A 15,595-nucleotide genomic window follows, 5' to 3' on the forward strand; every position below is an offset into this window, starting at 1 on the left:
GCACCTACGCTTGCAAGTAACGGGTGTGACCGGCTGGCGCCCCTGATGCCTGTCAGTCAAGCAATTTGGGGCCGCTTTGCGGCCCTTCGCGGGCACGCCCGCTCCCACAGGTTTGGCGCTGGGTTCAGGAAAGCGCGATCTCTGTGGGAGCGGGCGCGCCCGCGAAGGGCTGCAACGCAGCCCCAGGGAACATGGAGCGCCCTATGCGTCCTCTGGCCGTGCCCCTGTTGTTGCTGCCTTGGGCGCTTGCGGCCCATGCCGAGCCTTTGCCGGGTTTTCTCGACAGCCATGAGTACGAACGTCGCCTGCCCGCCGCCAACCTGCCGATAGACGCCTACCGCCCGGTCAGCGCTCACCTGCAGATGGCCGCGGTGGATGGCGGCAGCGCCGCCTGGGCGCCTGCCGATACCCGGCTGGTGCTGCATAAAGTGCGCTTCGAGGGCGGCACGGTGTTCCCCCTGAGCGAGCTGCGCGAACACTACCAACCGCTGATCGGGCACCAGACCACGTTGGGCGAGCTGCAGCAATACACCGCGCGCCTGACCCAGCGCTATCGGCAGGAAGGCTACCTGTTGTCGTACGCCTACCTGCCGCCGCAGGAGGTGACCGAGGGCCGGGCCAATGTGGTACTGGTCGAAGGTTATATCCGTGATTACCACGTAGACGGCGATATCGGCCCGGCCAGCGCCTATCTGCAGCAGCTCCTGCAACGGCTTGCAGCCGAGCGCCCGCTGACCCGGGAAACGCTGGAGCGCTACCTGGGCCTGGCCGAGCGCCTGCCAGGGGTGACGTTAGAGCCGCAGCTGGCCGTGGCGCAAACCGCTGATGGTGCCGCGCGGTTGACCGTGCATGCGCGACGTAAGCCGTTCAGCGCTGCTGTTACCGTGACTGATGGCAACCGCGACGATGCGCAGGCGCTGCTGACGGCAATCAGCCACGCCCAGACCCGCTTTGCCGAACAGATCGAGGCCAGCTTGTTGCTGCCACCGGGGAATGACCAGGTGCATTACCAGCGTCTGGCCTACAGCCAGTACCTGGACGCGGGTGGCAGCCAGCTGCTGGTGTCGGCCTCGCGCTACCGCAGCGAACCGGGCACGCGAACTCGGCTGGACGATGGCCGTGACATCACCCGCAAGCGCGACAGCGATCACTACGCGATCGGCCTGCGCCAGCCGGTGATCGTCAGGCCGGATGAATGGATGGCGGTGCAGGGGCAGGTGTATTCGGTCAGTGAGCACTTCGAAGACCAGGTGGATGGACTGCCAACGGCACGGGACTACGACACCTACGTGCGTGCGCTGTCATTCGAAGGCGACTGGCGCAAGGTGGAAGGGGGCCGTTTGCGTATAGTCAGTGCCGGCGTCTATCAGGGCCTGGATTACCTGGGGGCGCGCAGCGATGCCGACTACGATCTGGATTTTCTGCGGTTGCGGCTGTCCGGCTTGCAGAGCGACAGGTTGCCCGGTAACTGGCAGGGGGTGGTCTCCGGGGCGTTGTACTGGAGTGATGACCGCTTGCCCGACAGCGAGCGTGCGGGGTTTGGCGGGCAGAGTTTCGGCCGTGGCTACCCGCGCGACCAGGCGGACGGGGACAAGGGCTGGGGTGTGGCTTACGAGGTGAACTACAGCATGCACGGCAGCTGGCTGGCGTTGGTGCAGCCCTATGTGGTGCTGGATACGGCGCAGGCCTGGCACAACCGGGGGCCTGTGGAGGATGCTCACTTAGCGTCGGCGGCGCTTGGTGTGCGGTTGGGCGATGGGCGCTTGTTCAATGTGGCGCTGGAGGTGGCCAAGCCTTTGGCGGATATCGCACTGGATAGCCTGGACCGCGGGCCTCGGCTTACCTTGAGTATTGGCATTCAATTGTAAGGGGCTGCTGTGGGAGCGGGCGCGCCCGCGAAGAATCCAACGCGGTGCATGGCACCGGCTGCGCCGGTGTTCGCGGGCGCGCCCGCTCCCACGGGTGTCGCGATGTGGCTGCATCGCAGCCGCCAAGATCCTGAAGCTACCTGTTTAGTGGGTAGTAAACCGCTGATGCACCGGCGACGAACTGGGGGTCATTGCCAGTGCCAGCTGGGTGCGGTTGTGCATGTGGGTCAGGCGTAGCACCTGGGACACATACAGTTTCACGGTATTTTCGGTAATGCCCAGCTCACAGGCGATCTGGTAGTTGGTCTTGCCCTTGCCCACCAGGCGGGCCACTTCCAACTGGCGTGGCGACAGCTTCCCGAACGCCGCTGGCAGCTCGCTTTCACTTTCTTCCACATCCGTGGCACGCCGATGGGTTCCCTGGCCGCGGGCTTTTTCCAGATCCTGGTAGAGCTCGTCAATCGATTCGGCCAGATCCTGCAGGCGCTGGTTCAATCCGCCGAGGTCGCGGAAGTTGCGCTGGCGTTCCAGCAACGCTTCTTCCTGCCGACGTACGCCTTCGAGCAGTTCATCGAAGTCCACTGGCTTCTGGTAGTAGTCGGCAAAACCTTCACGTAGCGCGCGAATTACATCCTGTTTTTCGGCACGCCCGGTCAACATGATTGCCTCGAACATGCGCTGGTTGCCGTTGGCCTGCTTCAAGGTGCGCATCAGTTCGATGCCATCCCGTCCCGGCATGTGCAGGTCGCAGATGAGCAGGCCGATGCCCGGGTCTGCCATATAGCGCTCGATGGCTTCGTCAGTAGAATGGGCCGGCACGCAGAGGTAACCCTTTGTTTCGAGGAAATCACAGAGTTGTTCGACAATGACCGATTGGTCATCCACCACCAAAACCTTCAACTCACTCACTTGTCTGGACACGATCCACTCCCTGTTCGTATACGGCCCTGCTCCTGGGCCAGACGCTCTGGCAGTTTAAAAATAGTCGCACCAAGCGAATATGTACAAGTTTTGTACAAGGTGTAGGGCCGCAGGCCAGCTCATTGGACCCATACCGCTGTCAAAAGAAAGCCGGCCAGCACATAGGGGACGAACGCCTGCTTGTCGCCCATTTCCTCGGTCAGCGCTTGCAAACGTTTTTTCACCTTGGGGTTGAGCAATGTCCAGAGTCGCCGACGGGTGAGCAGCCACAGCAACACGCTGACTCCGGCGCCGATGAAGGTGCCAAGCACGTATTGCGGGCTGGTTGCCAGGGCCAGCGCGCCCATCAGCTTGACGTCATCGGCGCCGAAACGGCCTAGCATGTAGCCGGGCAGGGTCAGCAGCATGACGATGGCCAGCGCCCAGCCGGCATCGCTGGCATCCGCGCCGATCCAGCTGTGCCCGGTGGCGAAAAGCCAGGCCAGTGCGCAGGTAGCCACGCCAAGGGTGAGCATGTTGGATATCTGGCGTTGACGCACATCCTGTTCGCAGCACAAGGCAAGCCACAGCAGGAGAACAATGCTTTGCATTGGCAGGTCGCCTTTCCCAAATGTTGAACGCATCTACCCGGTCAGTCAGGTTTCCTTAAGTGAAGATAGACAAGAACCTGCGGGGAGTGGAGCGGGAGAGGGAAAAAGGCGTGGCCGGGAAGGGTATTGTCGCTGTTGAAACAGGCCTTGCAGGCGACCCTTGTGGGAGCGGGTTCACCCGCGAACACCGGCAAAGCCGGTGCCATGCACCGCGTCGTTCTCTTCGCGGGTAAACCCGCTCCCACAGGGGCTTTGGCGCATGCATGAACGCGTTCGGAGTTATTTCCTGCTACCCGGCGGATAGTTGCCCAGCACTTTGGCCACGGTGTTCTGGATCGCGCTGTTGCGCTCTTCCGGGCTTGGCGGGTAGTTGTTCATGATCTGCTCGGCACTGCCGCGCCACACCAGCTTGCCGTCACGCCCATCGAACAGGTCGATCTGGATGGTGGCGACCTTGTAGTCGACGCTGCGGGTTTCGTTGTACATCGGGCCACCCCAGTAGCCGCCCCAGTAGCCTCCCCAGCCACCGCCGTAATTGGTGGTGATCTGTTGCTGGCGCTGCTCGACGATCAGGTAAGCGCGCACTGTCAGGTCCGGCCGCGCGCCACCTTGTACCGGGCGCAGGCCGCGCTGGTCGAGTTGGCTTGCGACTGCCTGGCGAATGCGCTGCTCGGTCAGGTCGCTCTTGATTCGTGGGTCGTCCGGGCGGTACTGCAGGCCCGGTTCCTGCCATGCCCAGCTGCGGTAGGCGGCAAAGTCACGGCTGGCATCGAAATCCTGCTGGACGTTATTGCTGGAACAGGCGGCGAGCAATAACGCGAATGACAGTAGAACAAGGCGGCGCAACATGATGGTTCTCCGTTGGATATCAACTGGGAGGATAGCCGTTGAGCGCCTTGTGCACAGAATCGCGCAGGGCGCTTTCGCGTTCACGCGGCGAGTCCTTGTCGCTGCCGCTCTCGGCGCTGGCACTCCATACCGGCTGGCCGCTGCGGGCGTCGTACAGGTCGATACGCACCACCATCACCTGCACCTCGTAGGTGCGCACGATGGGCACGCTGGCATAGCCACCATAGCCATGGCGGTAGCCGCCATAGCCGACGCCACCGTAGGGGTACGGGCCGTAGTAAGGGTCGTAGGCATCGTAGTCGCGTACTTGGCGCAAGCGTTTTTCCAGGCGTATGTCGGCGCTGACCAGCAAGTCGACGGTGCCGCCCCGGGCGGGACGCAGGCCATGCTGGTCCAGCGCGCCGCTGACAGCATCGGCCAGTTGCGCCGGGTCGGTATCGACCGAGCCACTGGGCAACTGGCCGTTACGCCAGCTCCAGCTGCGGTAGTGCCCGTAATCACGGGCCGGTGTCGGGTAGGCACTGGCGTCGAAGGTGCTGGCCGCCTGGGCCGGTGCCGGTGGTAACGGGCGGCTGCTGGCCACATAGGGGTTGCTGCCCTGGCAGCCAGCCAGGGCAAGCGGCAGCACGGCCAGGCACAACAGACGGTACGGCATGTATTCCTCCCGGCGGGCAGGTCAACGGGGGCGGCAGACCCAGTGCAGGTAGCGGCCGAGCCCGGCGAAGCTGGGGTGTCGACGGTAGGCCAGTTCCATTTCCAGCAGGTCGAGCAGCTCGGCCTTGCCCTGGAATTCCTTGGGCATGTAGTCGTGGAACACCCGCACGCCGCTTTCGCTTTCAACCTGCCACATAGGTTCAAGTTGCGCCCTGAGTTCGCGCGGATCAAGTGGTTTTTGCGGGGTCAGGCTCTGCTTTTCACCTTCCAGACGGTTGCTGCGCAACTTGCGGAAGTGGCCCTTGAGCAGGTTGCGATAGACCAGGGCGTCGCGGTTGTAGAAGGCCAGCGACAGCCACCCGGAAGGGGCCGTGAGCTGGTGCAGCACCGGCAGGATGCTTTCGGGCTCGGCCAACCATTCGAGGACGGCGTGGCACAGCACCAGGTCGTAGGGCTCGGTCAGCTGGCCGAGCAGGTCCTGCCATGGGGCCTGGATGAAGGTGGCCGGTTGGCCAGCCTCGGCAAAGCGCGCCCGTGCGCCGTCGAGCATCGGCGCGGCGGGTTCGGCCAGGGTCAGCTGGTGACCGCGCTGAGCCAGCCACAAGGCCATGTGACCCAAGCCGGCGCCGATGTCGAGGATACGCAGCGGGCGGTCGGGCAAGGCCTCGGCCAGGTCGGCCTGCAGCACGGCCAGGCGGATGGCGCCCTTGGCGCCGCCGTAGATCTTCTCGGCAAAGCGGGTGGCCAGCTCATCGAAGTGACGGTCGTTCATCGGGCGAAGCGCCTCTCGCTGTCGGCCAGCTTGGCCCGCACCACCTGGTCCATGTCCAGGCCTAGCTCGCTGCACAGCAGCAACAGGTACAGCACCACATCGCCGATTTCCTGGCCGGCATGGGCCAACTTGTCGGCGGGCAGCTGGCGCGATTGGTCTTCGCTCAGCCACTGGAAGATTTCCACCAGTTCGGCCATTTCGACGCTGGCGGCCATGGCCAGGTTCTTCGGGCTGTGGAAGCCGCGCCAGTCGTTGTTGTCGCGGATCTGGTGCAGGCGTTGGGTGAGTTCTTGCAGGTTCATCGGGGGTCTCCTAATGCTGCATAGCTTCTGCGCAGGCCCGATGCAAAGCAAGGGGGCCGCTATGCGGCCCATCGCGACGCAAGGCCGCTCCCACAAGAGGTCACTGGCATCAAACCGAACGCGGTAGCTGTGGGAGCGGCCTTGTGTCGCGAAAAGGCTGCGAAGCAGCCTCACGATTTAAAGGGGGGCCCAGCGCCCGACCATATGCAGCACCCCGCCATGCCCGTCCAGCCGCAGCTCACCTGCAACCCCGGCCTCACTGGCACCGAGCACCACCTCCGACGGCAACCGCACCGGTTTGCGGAAATCCACCTCGAAGGCATAGCCACTGTGGGGCAGGTGACCGCGCAGTGCCGCCAGGGCCATGGCCTGGCTCCACATGCCATGGGCAATGGCCGTGGGAAAGCCGAACAGCCGTGCACTGGCTGCGCTGAGATGGATCGGGTTGTAGTCCCCGCAGACCTTGGCATAGCGCCGGCCGATATCGCTGTCGGCGTACCAGCGGGTCACCTCTGGCAGCACTTGTGGCTCGTCCTCGGCAGGCTCACCTGCCGCACCTTCCAGCTTCAGCCCGCGCACCAGCATGCGGCTGGTCTCGCGCCAGAGCAGGCCGATGCCGTCCTCGGCTTCGGTGACCAGATCGAAGGTGCCACCCTTGGCATGCGCTTGCAGGTTGCCTGCATGCACCGCAAAGCGCAGCCCTTCGATACCGCCCAGTGGGCGTACCACTTCGATGCGGTTGTGCAGGTGCACCAGGCCAAGCAGCGGGAAGGGGAAGTTAGGCGCGGTCATCAACTGCAACTGCAGCGTGAACGCCATGACATGTGGATAAGTGCCTGGCAGGCGGCCATCGTCGGTGAAGTGGCACAGCCGTCGATAGGCGGCCAGGTTGCCCGGCTGGACGCGGATTAAACAGCGCAGGCCGTCGTCCGGCAGTTGGTCGCCGCTGATGGTGCGCTTGCTGGCCGCGCGCAGGTACAGGCTGGCGCGCGAAGCCGGGCTGTGCAGGTCATGCCAGTGTCGGCTCATGATCAAGCCCCCATCAAGGCCTGGCCGCATACCCGCAGCACCTGGCCGTTGACTGCACCGGAGCCCGGCTGGCTGAGCCAGGCGATGGCTTCGGCGACATCCTGCGGGCGGCCGCCCTGGCCAAGCGAACTCAAGCGTCGCCCGGCCTCGCGCAGGCCCATGGGCATGGCGGCGGTCATGTGGGTTTCGATGAAACCGGGTGCCACGGCATTGATGCTGCCGCCGCGCTCGGCGAGCCGGGGCGCCCACGCCTGGGCCAGGCCGATCAGCCCGGCCTTGCTCGCGGCATAGTTGGCTTGCCCGCGGTTGCCGGCGATGCCACTGACCGAGGCCAGCAGGGTGATGCGCGCGTTTTCACCCAGGGCACCGTTGTCGTACAGCGCCTGTGTCAGTACCTGCGGTGCCTTGAGGTTGACCGCCAGCACCGCGTCCCAGTATTCCGGGGTCATGTTGGCCAGGGTCTTGTCGCGGGTGATGCCGGCGTTGTGCACCACGATGTCGATGCCGTCGGGCAGGGCCGCAAGCAGTTGTGTTGCGGCGTCGCTGGCGCAGATGTCCAAGGGCAGCGCCTTGCCGCCCAAACGTGCGGCCAGGGCGTCGAGGTCCTGGCTGGCTTGCGGCACATCCAGCAGCAGCACGTCGGCACCATCGCGCGCCAGGGTTTCGGCAATGGCCGCACCGATGCCGCGCGCGGCGCCGGTCACCAGGGCGCGTCTGCCAGCCAGCGGCCGGGTCCAGTCCTCGACCTGGCTGGCGCAGGCATGCAGGCGCAGCACCTGGCCGGAAATAAAGGCACTTTTGGGCGAAAGGAAGAAACGCAGGGCGCCTTCCAGCTGGTCTTCCGCGCCGGGGCCGACATACAGCAACTGCGCGGTCGCACCGTTGCGCAGTTCCTTGGCCAGCGAGCGGCTGAAGCCTTCCAGGGCCCGTTGGGCAATGCTGGCCAACGGGTTGTCGAGGCTTTCTGGTGCGCGGCCCAGCAGCAGCACATGGGCGCACGGCGCCAGGCTGCGCAGCAGTGGCTGGAAAAATTCGCGCAACTGCTTCAACGCGTCGCTGTCGGACAGGTGACTGGCATCGAATACCACGGCCTTGATCTTCGGCCCCAGGCCAGCCACCCACGGCTCGGCCTGGAGGTGGTCGGTATTGAAGCTGTAAAGCGTGTCGGTCAGGCGCGGGGCAATGGCTTCGACCTGGCTCGCCAGTGGCCCGCCACCCAGTACCAGGGCACCTTCGACCGGGCGCAGGCGGCCGGCCTGCCAGCGCTCCAGCGGCGCTGGGCGTGGCAGGCCAAGGGCATCCACGAGACGGCGGCCGAGGTTGGAGTTGGCAAAGCCGAGGTAGCGATCGCTCATGAGTGGTCTCCCGGAAGGCAAGCTTGAAAGTGTGGACCAACTTTGTGGCAAGGTCGTTCGAATGCGGTAAAAACACCTAGGCTGTACGGATCAAATTGTTTCAGGAGGAACAAGCGCATGCGTTCACTTCGCCGGGTCGCGATCCTGGGCGGCAACCGAATTCCCTTTGCCCGCTCCAATGGTGCCTACGCCACGGCCAGCAACCAGGCGATGCTTACCGTCGCCCTTGAGGGGCTGATCGAACGGTACCGCTTGCATGGGTTGCGCATGGGGGAAGTGGTGGCTGGTACGGTGCTCAAGCACTCGCGAGACATGAACCTGACCCGGGAGTGCGTGTTGGGCTCGCGCCTGTCGCCGCAGACGCCGGCCTACGATATCCAGCAAGCTTGCGGCACCGGGCTGGAGGCGGCGTTGCTGGTGGCCAACAAGATTGCCCTGGGGCAGATCGACTGCGGCATTGCCGGCGGCGTGGACACCACCTCCGATGCGCCGATCGCGGTCAATGAAGGCCTGCGCCATATCTTGCTGCAGGCCAACCGTGGCAAAAGCCTGGGCGAGCGGCTCAAGCCATTCCTCAAGCTGCGCCCTCACCACCTGAAACCCGAATTGCCGCGCAACGGCGAACCGCGCACCGGGTTGTCGATGGGTGAGCATTGCGAACGCATGGCCCAGGCGTGGCGCATTGGCCGTGCCGAACAGGACGAACTGGCGTTGCTCAGCCACCAGGCGCTGGCTGCAGCGTACACCGAAGGCTGGCAGGATGACCTGCTGACGCCGTTTCTGTCGTTGACCCGTGATAACAACCTGCGCCCCGACCTGACCCTTGAGCAACTGGCCAGGCTAAAGCCAGCCTTCGATCGCAGCGGGCAGGGGACACTGACGGCGGGCAATTCCACACCGCTGACCGATGGTGCTTCGCTGGTATTGCTGGGTAGCGAGGAGTGGGCCGAGCAGCAGGGGCTGTCGGTGCTGGCCTATCTGGTCGATGGCGAAACCGCTGCGGTGGATTTCGTTACTGGTCGCGAAGGCTTGCTGATGGCACCGGTGTATGCGGTGCCGCGGCTGCTGGCGCGCAATGGCCTGACGCTGCAGGACTTTGACTATTACGAGATACACGAAGCCTTCGCCGCCCAGGTGCTGTGCACGCTCAAGGCCTGGGAAGATGCCGATTATTGCCGTGAGCGGTTGGGGCTGGATGTGCCGCTCGGGGCAATTGACCGCAGCAAGCTCAACGTCAAGGGCAGTTCGCTGGCGGCCGGGCACCCGTTTGCCGCGACCGGGGGCCGGATATTGGCCAACCTGGCCAAGTTGCTGGCGAAGGCGGGGAAGGGACGGGGGCTGATTTCGATCTGCGCAGCGGGTGGGCAGGGGGTGACCGTCATCGTCGAGCGCTGAGCTGTTAGGCTTGTCTGGTCAGAACTACAAGAAGCCACCATGCCCATCATCGGACATCCCCGCCCCATTCCGGCGCTGGACCACCTGCCCAGGCCGCTCTATGCACGAGCCGAAAGCCTCGGCGCCGGCTCGTGGACCACCCGCCACCAGCACGACTGGGTGCAGTTCTCCTACGCCATCAGCGGCGTTCTCGGGGTGTATACCCGCGAAGGCAGCTACTTCGCCCCACCCCAGTGGGGCGTGTGGATACCAGCCGATGCCGAACACGAGGTGGTCACCTCGATGCAGGCCGAAATGCGTAGCCTTTATGTGCGCCGGGATGCCTGCCCGTGGGCACCGGAGCAATGCCGGGTACTGGAAGTGACCCCGCTTGCGCGCGAACTGATCAAGCAGTTCTGCCTGTTCCCGGCAGACTACCCGGAGGGTGACAGCGCCGAAGCGCGGCTGGTGGCGGTGCTGCTCGACCAGTTGCGCATGCTCCCCGAGGTCGGCTTTTCGCTGCCACTGCCGCGGCACCCGGGGTTGTTGGCACTGTGCAATGGGTTGATTGCGGCGCCGGATCAGCCGCAGACCCTGCAGCAATGGGCGCGGGAGCTGGGCTGTTCGGAGAAGACGCTGATGCGGCTGTTCCAGCGGGAGACGGGGCTGAGCTTTCGCAACTGGCGGCAGCGCATGCGGCTGTTGTCATCGCTGGCGTTGCTGGAGGCAGGGGAGAGTGTGACCGAGGCGGCGTTGGGGTGTGGGTATGACTCCACCTCGGCTTACATTGCGGCGTTCAAGCAGTTGTTTGGGGCTACCCCGGGGGAGCTCAAGTTGTAGTGTTGCTTGTGCGGGCCCCTTCGCGGGTGAACCCGCTCCCACAGGTATTGCGCTGCCCTTGAGACTAGCGCTGTACCTGTGGGAGCGGGTTCACCCGCGAAGAGACCAGCAAAAACAATACATCAGGTACGGAACCTGCGCACCAGCGCATCCAGCTCATTGGACAACCCGGCCAGGCTCTCCGAATCCACCCGCGCCGCCTGGGCCAGTTCGGCCACCAGTTGCGCATCGCCGTGAATCTGGCTGATGTGGCGGTTGATGTCCTCCGCTACCTGGTGTTGCTCTTCGGCCGCCGTGGCAATCTGGGTGTTCATGTCGCGGATCACATCCACCGACTCGCGGATCTGCCCGAAGCTGTCACGGGCCAGGCCGATGCGGCTCACCGACTGCTGTGAAACCTCCAGGCTGGCGTGCATCTGTGCGGCCACTTCGGCAGTGCGGCTGGCCAGGTTGCCCAGCAGGCCGTCGATCTCGGCGGTGGAGTCGGCAGTACGCTTGGCCAGCGCCCGCACTTCGTCAGCAACCACGGCAAAGCCACGGCCCTGCTCGCCGGCACGGGCGGCTTCGATGGCGGCGTTGAGCGCCAGCAGGTTGGTCTGCTCGGCAATCGAGCGGATGGTGCCGAGGATCGACTGTATGGCGTTGCTGTCACGCTCCAGCTGCTGGATCGACTGCGCCGACTGCTCGATCTCCTGGCTCAGGCGGTCAACGCTATGTACCGCCGCATCAATCTGCTGCTGGCCTTCGCGCGCCTGTTGCTGGCCGCTGTCGGCCGACTGCGCCGCCTGGCTGCATGAACGTGCCACTTCGTTGGCGGTGGCGACCATTTCGTGGAAAGCAGTAGAGACCATGTCCACCGCTTCGCGCTGGCGGCCTGCGGCTTCGGCCATGTCGCTGGAAACCCGGGTCGAGCTGCTGGAGGTGCTGAGGATCTTGTTGGCGGCAGCACCGATATGCTGGATCAGGCTGCGAATGGCACCGAGGAATTGGTTGAACCAGCTGGCCAGTTGCGCGGTTTCATCGCGGCCACGGATTTCCAGGTTGCGGGTCAGGTCGCCCTCGCCCTGGGCGATGTCTTCAAGGCCGCTGGTAACGCTGTTGATCGGGCGCACGATCAGCTTGGCAAAGGTGGCACCGACCACGGCGAACAGCGCAGCCAGTACCAGGGCCACTACGCCGATCAACCAGGTCAGGCGGGTGGTGGTCTGCATCACTTCGCTCTGCTCGATCAGGCCGATCAGGGTCCAGCCCAGCTGTTCGTCCGGATAGATGTTGGCCATGTAGCGCACGCCATTGAGCTCCACTTCGGCCAGCCCCTTGCCGTGCTTGGCCAGCTCGGCGTAGCCGTCGCCAAAGCTCGCCAGTTGCTTGAAGTTGTGCTTGGCGTCACGGGGGTCGACCAGCACGTTGCCGTTGTTTTCCACCAGTAGCACGTAGCCGCTTTCACCCAGCTTGATCTGCTGGACGATCTCGGTGAGGCCTTTGAGCGACACGTCGACGTTGACCACGCCACCAGGGTTGCCCAGTTGGTTGGCGACGGTGCGCACGGTACTGACCAGCACGGCGTCGTCGGCAGCCCAGTAGTAGGCGCCGGTACGCAAGGTCTTGCCAGGGTTGGCCATTGCCAATTGGTACCAGGGACGGGTGCGCGGGTCGTAATTGACGAACTTCTGCCCGGCCGGCCAGCCGACGTAACCACCATCACTCACCCCGTAGGAGAGGTACGCATAGCTGGGATGGGTAGTGGCCAGGCGAGTCATGAACTCCAGCACTTTGCTGGCCTGTTCGCCCAGCTCATAGGACGGGGTTGCGCTCATGTACTTGTTCAGTTCGCTGCCCGTGGCGGCGACCAGGGGCTGCGCGGCCATGTACTCGACGTTCTGGTTGATGCCCTGGAAGAAGATGTTCATCGCGTTGCTGACCTGGCGGATTTCCCGGCTGCTGCCATCGAGGAATCCGTCGCGGGCTTCGCCACGCAGGTTGAGGACCACCAAAGTGGCTACAAGTACGATGGGCAAGCCGGCGATGACCGCGAATGCCCAGGTCAGTTTCTGTTTGATGCTCATCGACGCTCCCGGATTTTTTGTTTTCGATACACGAGGCAGGTATCAATTGCATCGGCAGCATCCGGGTTTAATGTAGGAAAACGCCCGTATTTATTGGAGAAAGTCGCAGTTGGTGACTATTCGGTCGTGTTTGGACGTATATGGCATACCAAAGGATTGCGGGCTGGCTCAGTGACAGCAGCCACCCGCAGCGCCATTGGCCAGGTCTTTGAGGATCGGGCAGTCCGGGCGCTCGTCTCCCTGGCAGTGCGATACCAGTTCGCCAAGGGTATCGCGCAGGCTCACCAGCTCTTCGATGCGCCGGTTCAGGTCATCGATGTGCTGCATGGCCAGCGCCTTCACATCGGCGCTGGCGCGCTGGCGGTCCTGCCACAAGGTCAGCAGCTTGCCGACCTCCTCGAGGGAAAAGCCCAGGTCGCGGGAGCGCTTGATGAAGGCCAGGCTGTGCAAGTCTTCCGCCTGGTACAGGCGGTAGCCGCTGTCGCTGCGCGTGGCGGGCTTGAGCAGGCCGATGGACTCGTAGTAACGGATCATCTTGGTGCTGAGCCCGCTGCGACGGGCGGCCTGGCCTATGTTCATGGGGCCTCCTGGTTGTTGCTGATGGGTTTCCAAGCCTTGAGCCACAGCGCGTTGCTCACCACGCTGACGCTGGACAGGGCCATGGCGGCGCCGGCCAGTACCGGGTTGAGATAACCCAGCGCGGCCAGCGGGATGCCGATCAGGTTATAGATGAACGCCCAGAACAGGTTCTGGCGGATCTTCGCATAGGTCTTGCGGCTGATTTCCAGGGCGGCCGGTACCAGGCGGGGGTCGCCGCGCATCAGGGTGATGCCGGCGGCCTGCATGGCCACATCGGTACCGCCGCCCATGGCAATGCCGATATCGGCGGCGGCCAGAGCCGGCGCATCGTTGATGCCATCGCCAACCATGGCGACCACACCATCCTGCTTGAGCGCGGCCACGGTCGCGGCCTTGTCGGCTGGCAGCACTTCGGCATGCACGTCGTCGATGCCGAGCGCTTCAGCCACCACTTTGGCGCTGCCGCGGTTGTCACCGGTCAGCAGGTGGCTGCTGATGTGTTGCGCGTGCAGGGTATCGATTGCCTGCGCGGCGCCGGGCTTGAGGCTGTCACCAAAGGCGAACAGGCCCAGCACCCGCGACTGCGCGCCGCGTTCTATCAGCCATGAAAGGGTGCGCCCCTCGGCTTCCCAGGCCTGGGCCTTGGCGGCCAGGTCACCGGGTGGCAATGCGCTTTCGTCGAGCAGGCGGCGGTTGCCCAGCGCCAGTTCACGGCCTTCCACGCGCCCGGCGATGCCACGCCCGGTCAGCGACTGGCTGTCGGCGACGATGGGTACCTCCAGACCCTGTTCGGCACAGGCATCCAGCACCGCCTTGGCCAGCGGGTGTTCACTGCCGCGCTGCAGGGCGCCGGCCAGGCGGTGCAGGTCGGCGTTGCTGCCCACCTGCGCCTCGCTGTGGACCACTCGTGGGCTGCCGGAGGTGAGGGTGCCGGTCTTGTCGAACACCACCCGGTTGACCGCATGGGCACGCTCCAGGGCTTCGGCGTCCTTGATCAGAATGCCGTGGCGGGCGGCGACCCCGGTGCCGGCCATGATTGCTGCGGGCGTGGCCAGGCCGAGTGCACACGGGCAGGCGATGACCAGCACGGCGACGGCATTGATCAGCGCGGTTTCCAGCGGTGCGCCGGCCAGCCACCAGCCGACCAGGGTGATCAGCGCCAGTACCAGCACGGCCGGGACGAATACCTGGCTGACCCGGTCGACCAGCTTCTGGATCGGAGCCTTGGCCGCCTGGGCGTCTTCCACCAGGCGGATGATGCGTGCCAGCACGGTTTCGGTACCCAGTGCCTGGGTACGTACCAGCAGCCGGCCTTCGCCGTTGATGGCCCCACCGGTGACGCTGTCCCCTGGCTGCTTGGGCACTGGCAGGCTCTCGCCGCTGATCAGGGCTTCATCGGCATGGCTGCTGCCGTCTTCCACCACGCCATCGACCGGGAAGCGCTCGCCGGGTTTGACCAGCACCAGGTCGCCGAGGCGCAGTTGGGCAATGGCCACGTCTTCCTCCCGGCCATCGACCAGGCGCAAGGCCCGTTCCGGGCGCAGGGCCTCGAGGGCACGGATGGCGCTGGCAGTCTGGCGCTTGGCACGGCTTTCCAGGTACTTGCCCAGCAGTACCAGGGCAATCACCACGGCCGAGGCTTCGAAGTACAGATGAGGGGCCATGCCGGCGGGGGCTTGCGCCCACTGGTAAAGGCTCAGGCCGTAGCCGGCGCTGGTGCCCAGGGCCACCAGCAGGTCCATGTTGCCGGTACCGGCGCGCACGGCCTTCCAGGCGGCCACGTAGAACCGCGCGCCGAGAATGAACTGCACCGGTGTGGCCAGCAGGAACTGCACCCATGCTGGCAACATCCAGTGCATGCCAAACGGTTGCACCACCATTGGCACTACCAGCGGCAGGGCGAGCAGCAAAGCTGCGCCGACCGCCAGGCGTTCGTTACGCAGGCGGCGTTGGGCAGCGTTTTGGTCGTCCCTGGCGGTTTGCGGCAGGCTGGCGCTGTAACCGGCCTTTTGCACGGCGTCGATCAGCTGGTTGTCGTCGAGGGCAGCGAGCACTTCGAGGTGCGCGCGTTCGCTGGCCAGGTTGACGCTGACCTGTTCAACCCCCGGCAGCTTGCCGAGGGCGCGCTCTACGCGGCCGACGCAACTGGCGCAGGTCATGCCGCCAATCTGCAGTTCGACGGTGCGGGTGGGCACGCCGTAGCCGGCTTCGCGTACGGCATCGACCAGTGCGGGCAGGCTGTTGGCCGGGGCCTGGACCCGGGCCTGTTCGGTGGCGAGGTTGACGCTGACCTGTTCAGCGCCGGTGACCTTGCGCAGGGCGCGTTCGACCCGGCCAGCACAGCTGGCGCAGGTCATGCCGGAGATCGGCAGGTCGTATGTGGTGGATGCGGGCAT

At 64.8% G+C, this 15,595-nt stretch carries 14 protein-coding genes and 1 pseudogene; 3 read left to right on the forward strand and 12 right to left on the reverse strand.

Annotation, left to right across the window (positions count from 1 at the left end; translation table 11 throughout):
* The first annotated feature begins 203 nt into the window (after window positions 1-203).
* Complete coding sequence (locus tag RIN61_RS14780) at window positions 204-1,868, forward strand: ShlB/FhaC/HecB family hemolysin secretion/activation protein (protein WP_313852577.1); 1,665 nt, start codon at window positions 204-206, stop codon at window positions 1,866-1,868.
* Window positions 1,869-2,012: 144 nt separating this feature from the next.
* Here RIN61_RS14780 and RIN61_RS14785 read toward each other — a convergent pair whose 3' ends face one another.
* The 8 genes from RIN61_RS14785 to RIN61_RS14820 all read right to left on the reverse strand — a co-directional run bounded on the left by RIN61_RS14785 (window position 2,013) and on the right by RIN61_RS14820 (window position 8,340).
* Window positions 2,013-2,789, reverse strand: coding sequence for a response regulator transcription factor (locus RIN61_RS14785; protein WP_112254147.1), 777 nt, complete (start codon window positions 2,787-2,789; stop codon window positions 2,013-2,015).
* Between the two features lie 119 nt (window positions 2,790-2,908).
* Window positions 2,909-3,379 carry an A24 family peptidase gene (locus RIN61_RS14790; protein ID WP_207878856.1) on the reverse strand — a complete coding sequence of 157 codons (471 nt, stop codon included), beginning with the start codon at window positions 3,377-3,379 and terminating at the stop codon, window positions 2,909-2,911.
* A 279-nt stretch (window positions 3,380-3,658) separates the two neighbouring features.
* The gene (locus RIN61_RS14795) at window positions 3,659-4,228 is read right to left on the reverse strand and encodes a DUF4136 domain-containing protein (RefSeq protein ID WP_112254149.1); all 570 of its coding nucleotides are present in this window, start codon (window positions 4,226-4,228) and stop codon (window positions 3,659-3,661) included.
* A 19-nt stretch (window positions 4,229-4,247) separates the two neighbouring features.
* Complete coding sequence (locus tag RIN61_RS14800; RefSeq protein ID WP_112254150.1) at window positions 4,248-4,883, reverse strand: DUF4136 domain-containing protein; 636 nt, start codon at window positions 4,881-4,883, stop codon at window positions 4,248-4,250.
* Between the two features lie 21 nt (window positions 4,884-4,904).
* Entirely contained in the window at window positions 4,905-5,654 is a 750-nt protein-coding gene (locus RIN61_RS14805) for a methyltransferase domain-containing protein (RefSeq protein WP_100413275.1), read from the reverse strand.
* On the reverse strand, window positions 5,651-5,956 hold the full coding sequence (locus tag RIN61_RS14810) for a MazG-like family protein (RefSeq protein ID WP_013970728.1): 306 nt from the start codon (window positions 5,954-5,956) through the stop codon (window positions 5,651-5,653). Before RIN61_RS14810 ends, RIN61_RS14805 begins: the two co-directional genes overlap by 4 nt.
* A gap of 177 nt (window positions 5,957-6,133) precedes the next feature.
* Entirely contained in the window at window positions 6,134-6,985 is an 852-nt protein-coding gene (locus RIN61_RS14815; protein ID WP_207878858.1) for a MaoC family dehydratase, read from the reverse strand.
* A gap of 2 nt (window positions 6,986-6,987) precedes the next feature.
* A complete protein-coding gene (locus RIN61_RS14820) occupies window positions 6,988-8,340 on the reverse strand; it encodes a 3-oxoacyl-ACP reductase (protein WP_112254151.1) in 1,353 nt (450 codons plus the stop codon).
* 117 nt (window positions 8,341-8,457) lie between these two features.
* Between RIN61_RS14820 and RIN61_RS14825 the strand changes: the two genes are divergently transcribed.
* Both RIN61_RS14825 and RIN61_RS14830 read left to right on the forward strand, forming a co-directional pair.
* Window positions 8,458-9,735, forward strand: coding sequence for an acetyl-CoA C-acetyltransferase (locus RIN61_RS14825; protein ID WP_112254152.1), 1,278 nt, complete (start codon window positions 8,458-8,460; stop codon window positions 9,733-9,735).
* A 39-nt stretch (window positions 9,736-9,774) separates the two neighbouring features.
* The gene (locus tag RIN61_RS14830; RefSeq protein ID WP_112254153.1) at window positions 9,775-10,554 is read left to right on the forward strand and encodes an AraC family transcriptional regulator; all 780 of its coding nucleotides are present in this window, start codon (window positions 9,775-9,777) and stop codon (window positions 10,552-10,554) included.
* Window positions 10,555-10,676: 122 nt separating this feature from the next.
* On the opposite strand, the gene RIN61_RS26790 is transcribed toward RIN61_RS14830, so the two are convergent.
* The 4 genes and pseudogenes from RIN61_RS26790 to RIN61_RS14845 form a co-directional block, all read right to left on the reverse strand.
* Complete coding sequence (locus RIN61_RS26790; RefSeq protein ID WP_372239043.1) at window positions 10,677-11,444, reverse strand: methyl-accepting chemotaxis protein; 768 nt, start codon at window positions 11,442-11,444, stop codon at window positions 10,677-10,679.
* Between the two features lie 90 nt (window positions 11,445-11,534).
* Window positions 11,535-12,620, reverse strand: a pseudogene (locus RIN61_RS26795) (cache domain-containing sensor histidine kinase); the annotation flags it as partial.
* Between the two features lie 168 nt (window positions 12,621-12,788).
* Window positions 12,789-13,199, reverse strand: a complete 411-nt coding sequence (gene cueR / locus RIN61_RS14840) for a Cu(I)-responsive transcriptional regulator (protein ID WP_112254155.1) — start codon at window positions 13,197-13,199, stop codon at window positions 12,789-12,791.
* On the reverse strand, window positions 13,196-15,595 hold the full coding sequence (locus RIN61_RS14845; protein ID WP_112254156.1) for a heavy metal translocating P-type ATPase: 2,400 nt from the start codon (window positions 15,593-15,595) through the stop codon (window positions 13,196-13,198). The genes cueR and RIN61_RS14845 overlap by 4 nt, the downstream gene beginning before the upstream one ends.

This window comes from Pseudomonas inefficax, from assembly GCF_032164165.1.
Classification (GTDB): domain Bacteria; phylum Pseudomonadota; class Gammaproteobacteria; order Pseudomonadales; family Pseudomonadaceae; genus Aquipseudomonas; species Aquipseudomonas inefficax.

Excerpts from the sequence above, each read along its gene's own strand:
- RIN61_RS14845 (WP_112254156.1), bottom strand. The coding sequence starts at position 15,595 with ATGCCCGCATCCACCACATACGACCTGCCGATCTCCGGCATGACCTGC.
- RIN61_RS14810 (WP_013970728.1), bottom strand. The coding sequence starts at position 5,956 with ATGAACCTGCAAGAACTCACCCAACGCCTGCACCAGATCCGCGACAAC.
- RIN61_RS14795 (WP_112254149.1), bottom strand. The coding sequence starts at position 4,228 with ATGTTGCGCCGCCTTGTTCTACTGTCATTCGCGTTATTGCTCGCCGCC.
- RIN61_RS14805 (WP_100413275.1), bottom strand. The coding sequence starts at position 5,654 with ATGAACGACCGTCACTTCGATGAGCTGGCCACCCGCTTTGCCGAGAAG.
- RIN61_RS26790 (WP_372239043.1), bottom strand. The coding sequence starts at position 11,444 with ATGGCCGAAGCCGCAGGCCGCCAGCGCGAAGCGGTGGACATGGTCTCT.
- RIN61_RS14820 (WP_112254151.1), bottom strand. The coding sequence starts at position 8,340 with ATGAGCGATCGCTACCTCGGCTTTGCCAACTCCAACCTCGGCCGCCGT.
- RIN61_RS14830 (WP_112254153.1), top strand. The coding sequence starts at position 9,775 with ATGCCCATCATCGGACATCCCCGCCCCATTCCGGCGCTGGACCACCTG.
- cueR (WP_112254155.1), bottom strand. The coding sequence starts at position 13,199 with ATGAACATAGGCCAGGCCGCCCGTCGCAGCGGGCTCAGCACCAAGATG.
- RIN61_RS14800 (WP_112254150.1), bottom strand. The coding sequence starts at position 4,883 with ATGCCGTACCGTCTGTTGTGCCTGGCCGTGCTGCCGCTTGCCCTGGCT.
- RIN61_RS14815 (WP_207878858.1), bottom strand. The coding sequence starts at position 6,985 with ATGAGCCGACACTGGCATGACCTGCACAGCCCGGCTTCGCGCGCCAGC.
- RIN61_RS14825 (WP_112254152.1), top strand. The coding sequence starts at position 8,458 with ATGCGTTCACTTCGCCGGGTCGCGATCCTGGGCGGCAACCGAATTCCC.
- RIN61_RS14790 (WP_207878856.1), bottom strand. The coding sequence starts at position 3,379 with ATGCAAAGCATTGTTCTCCTGCTGTGGCTTGCCTTGTGCTGCGAACAG.
- RIN61_RS14780 (WP_313852577.1), top strand. The coding sequence starts at position 204 with ATGCGTCCTCTGGCCGTGCCCCTGTTGTTGCTGCCTTGGGCGCTTGCG.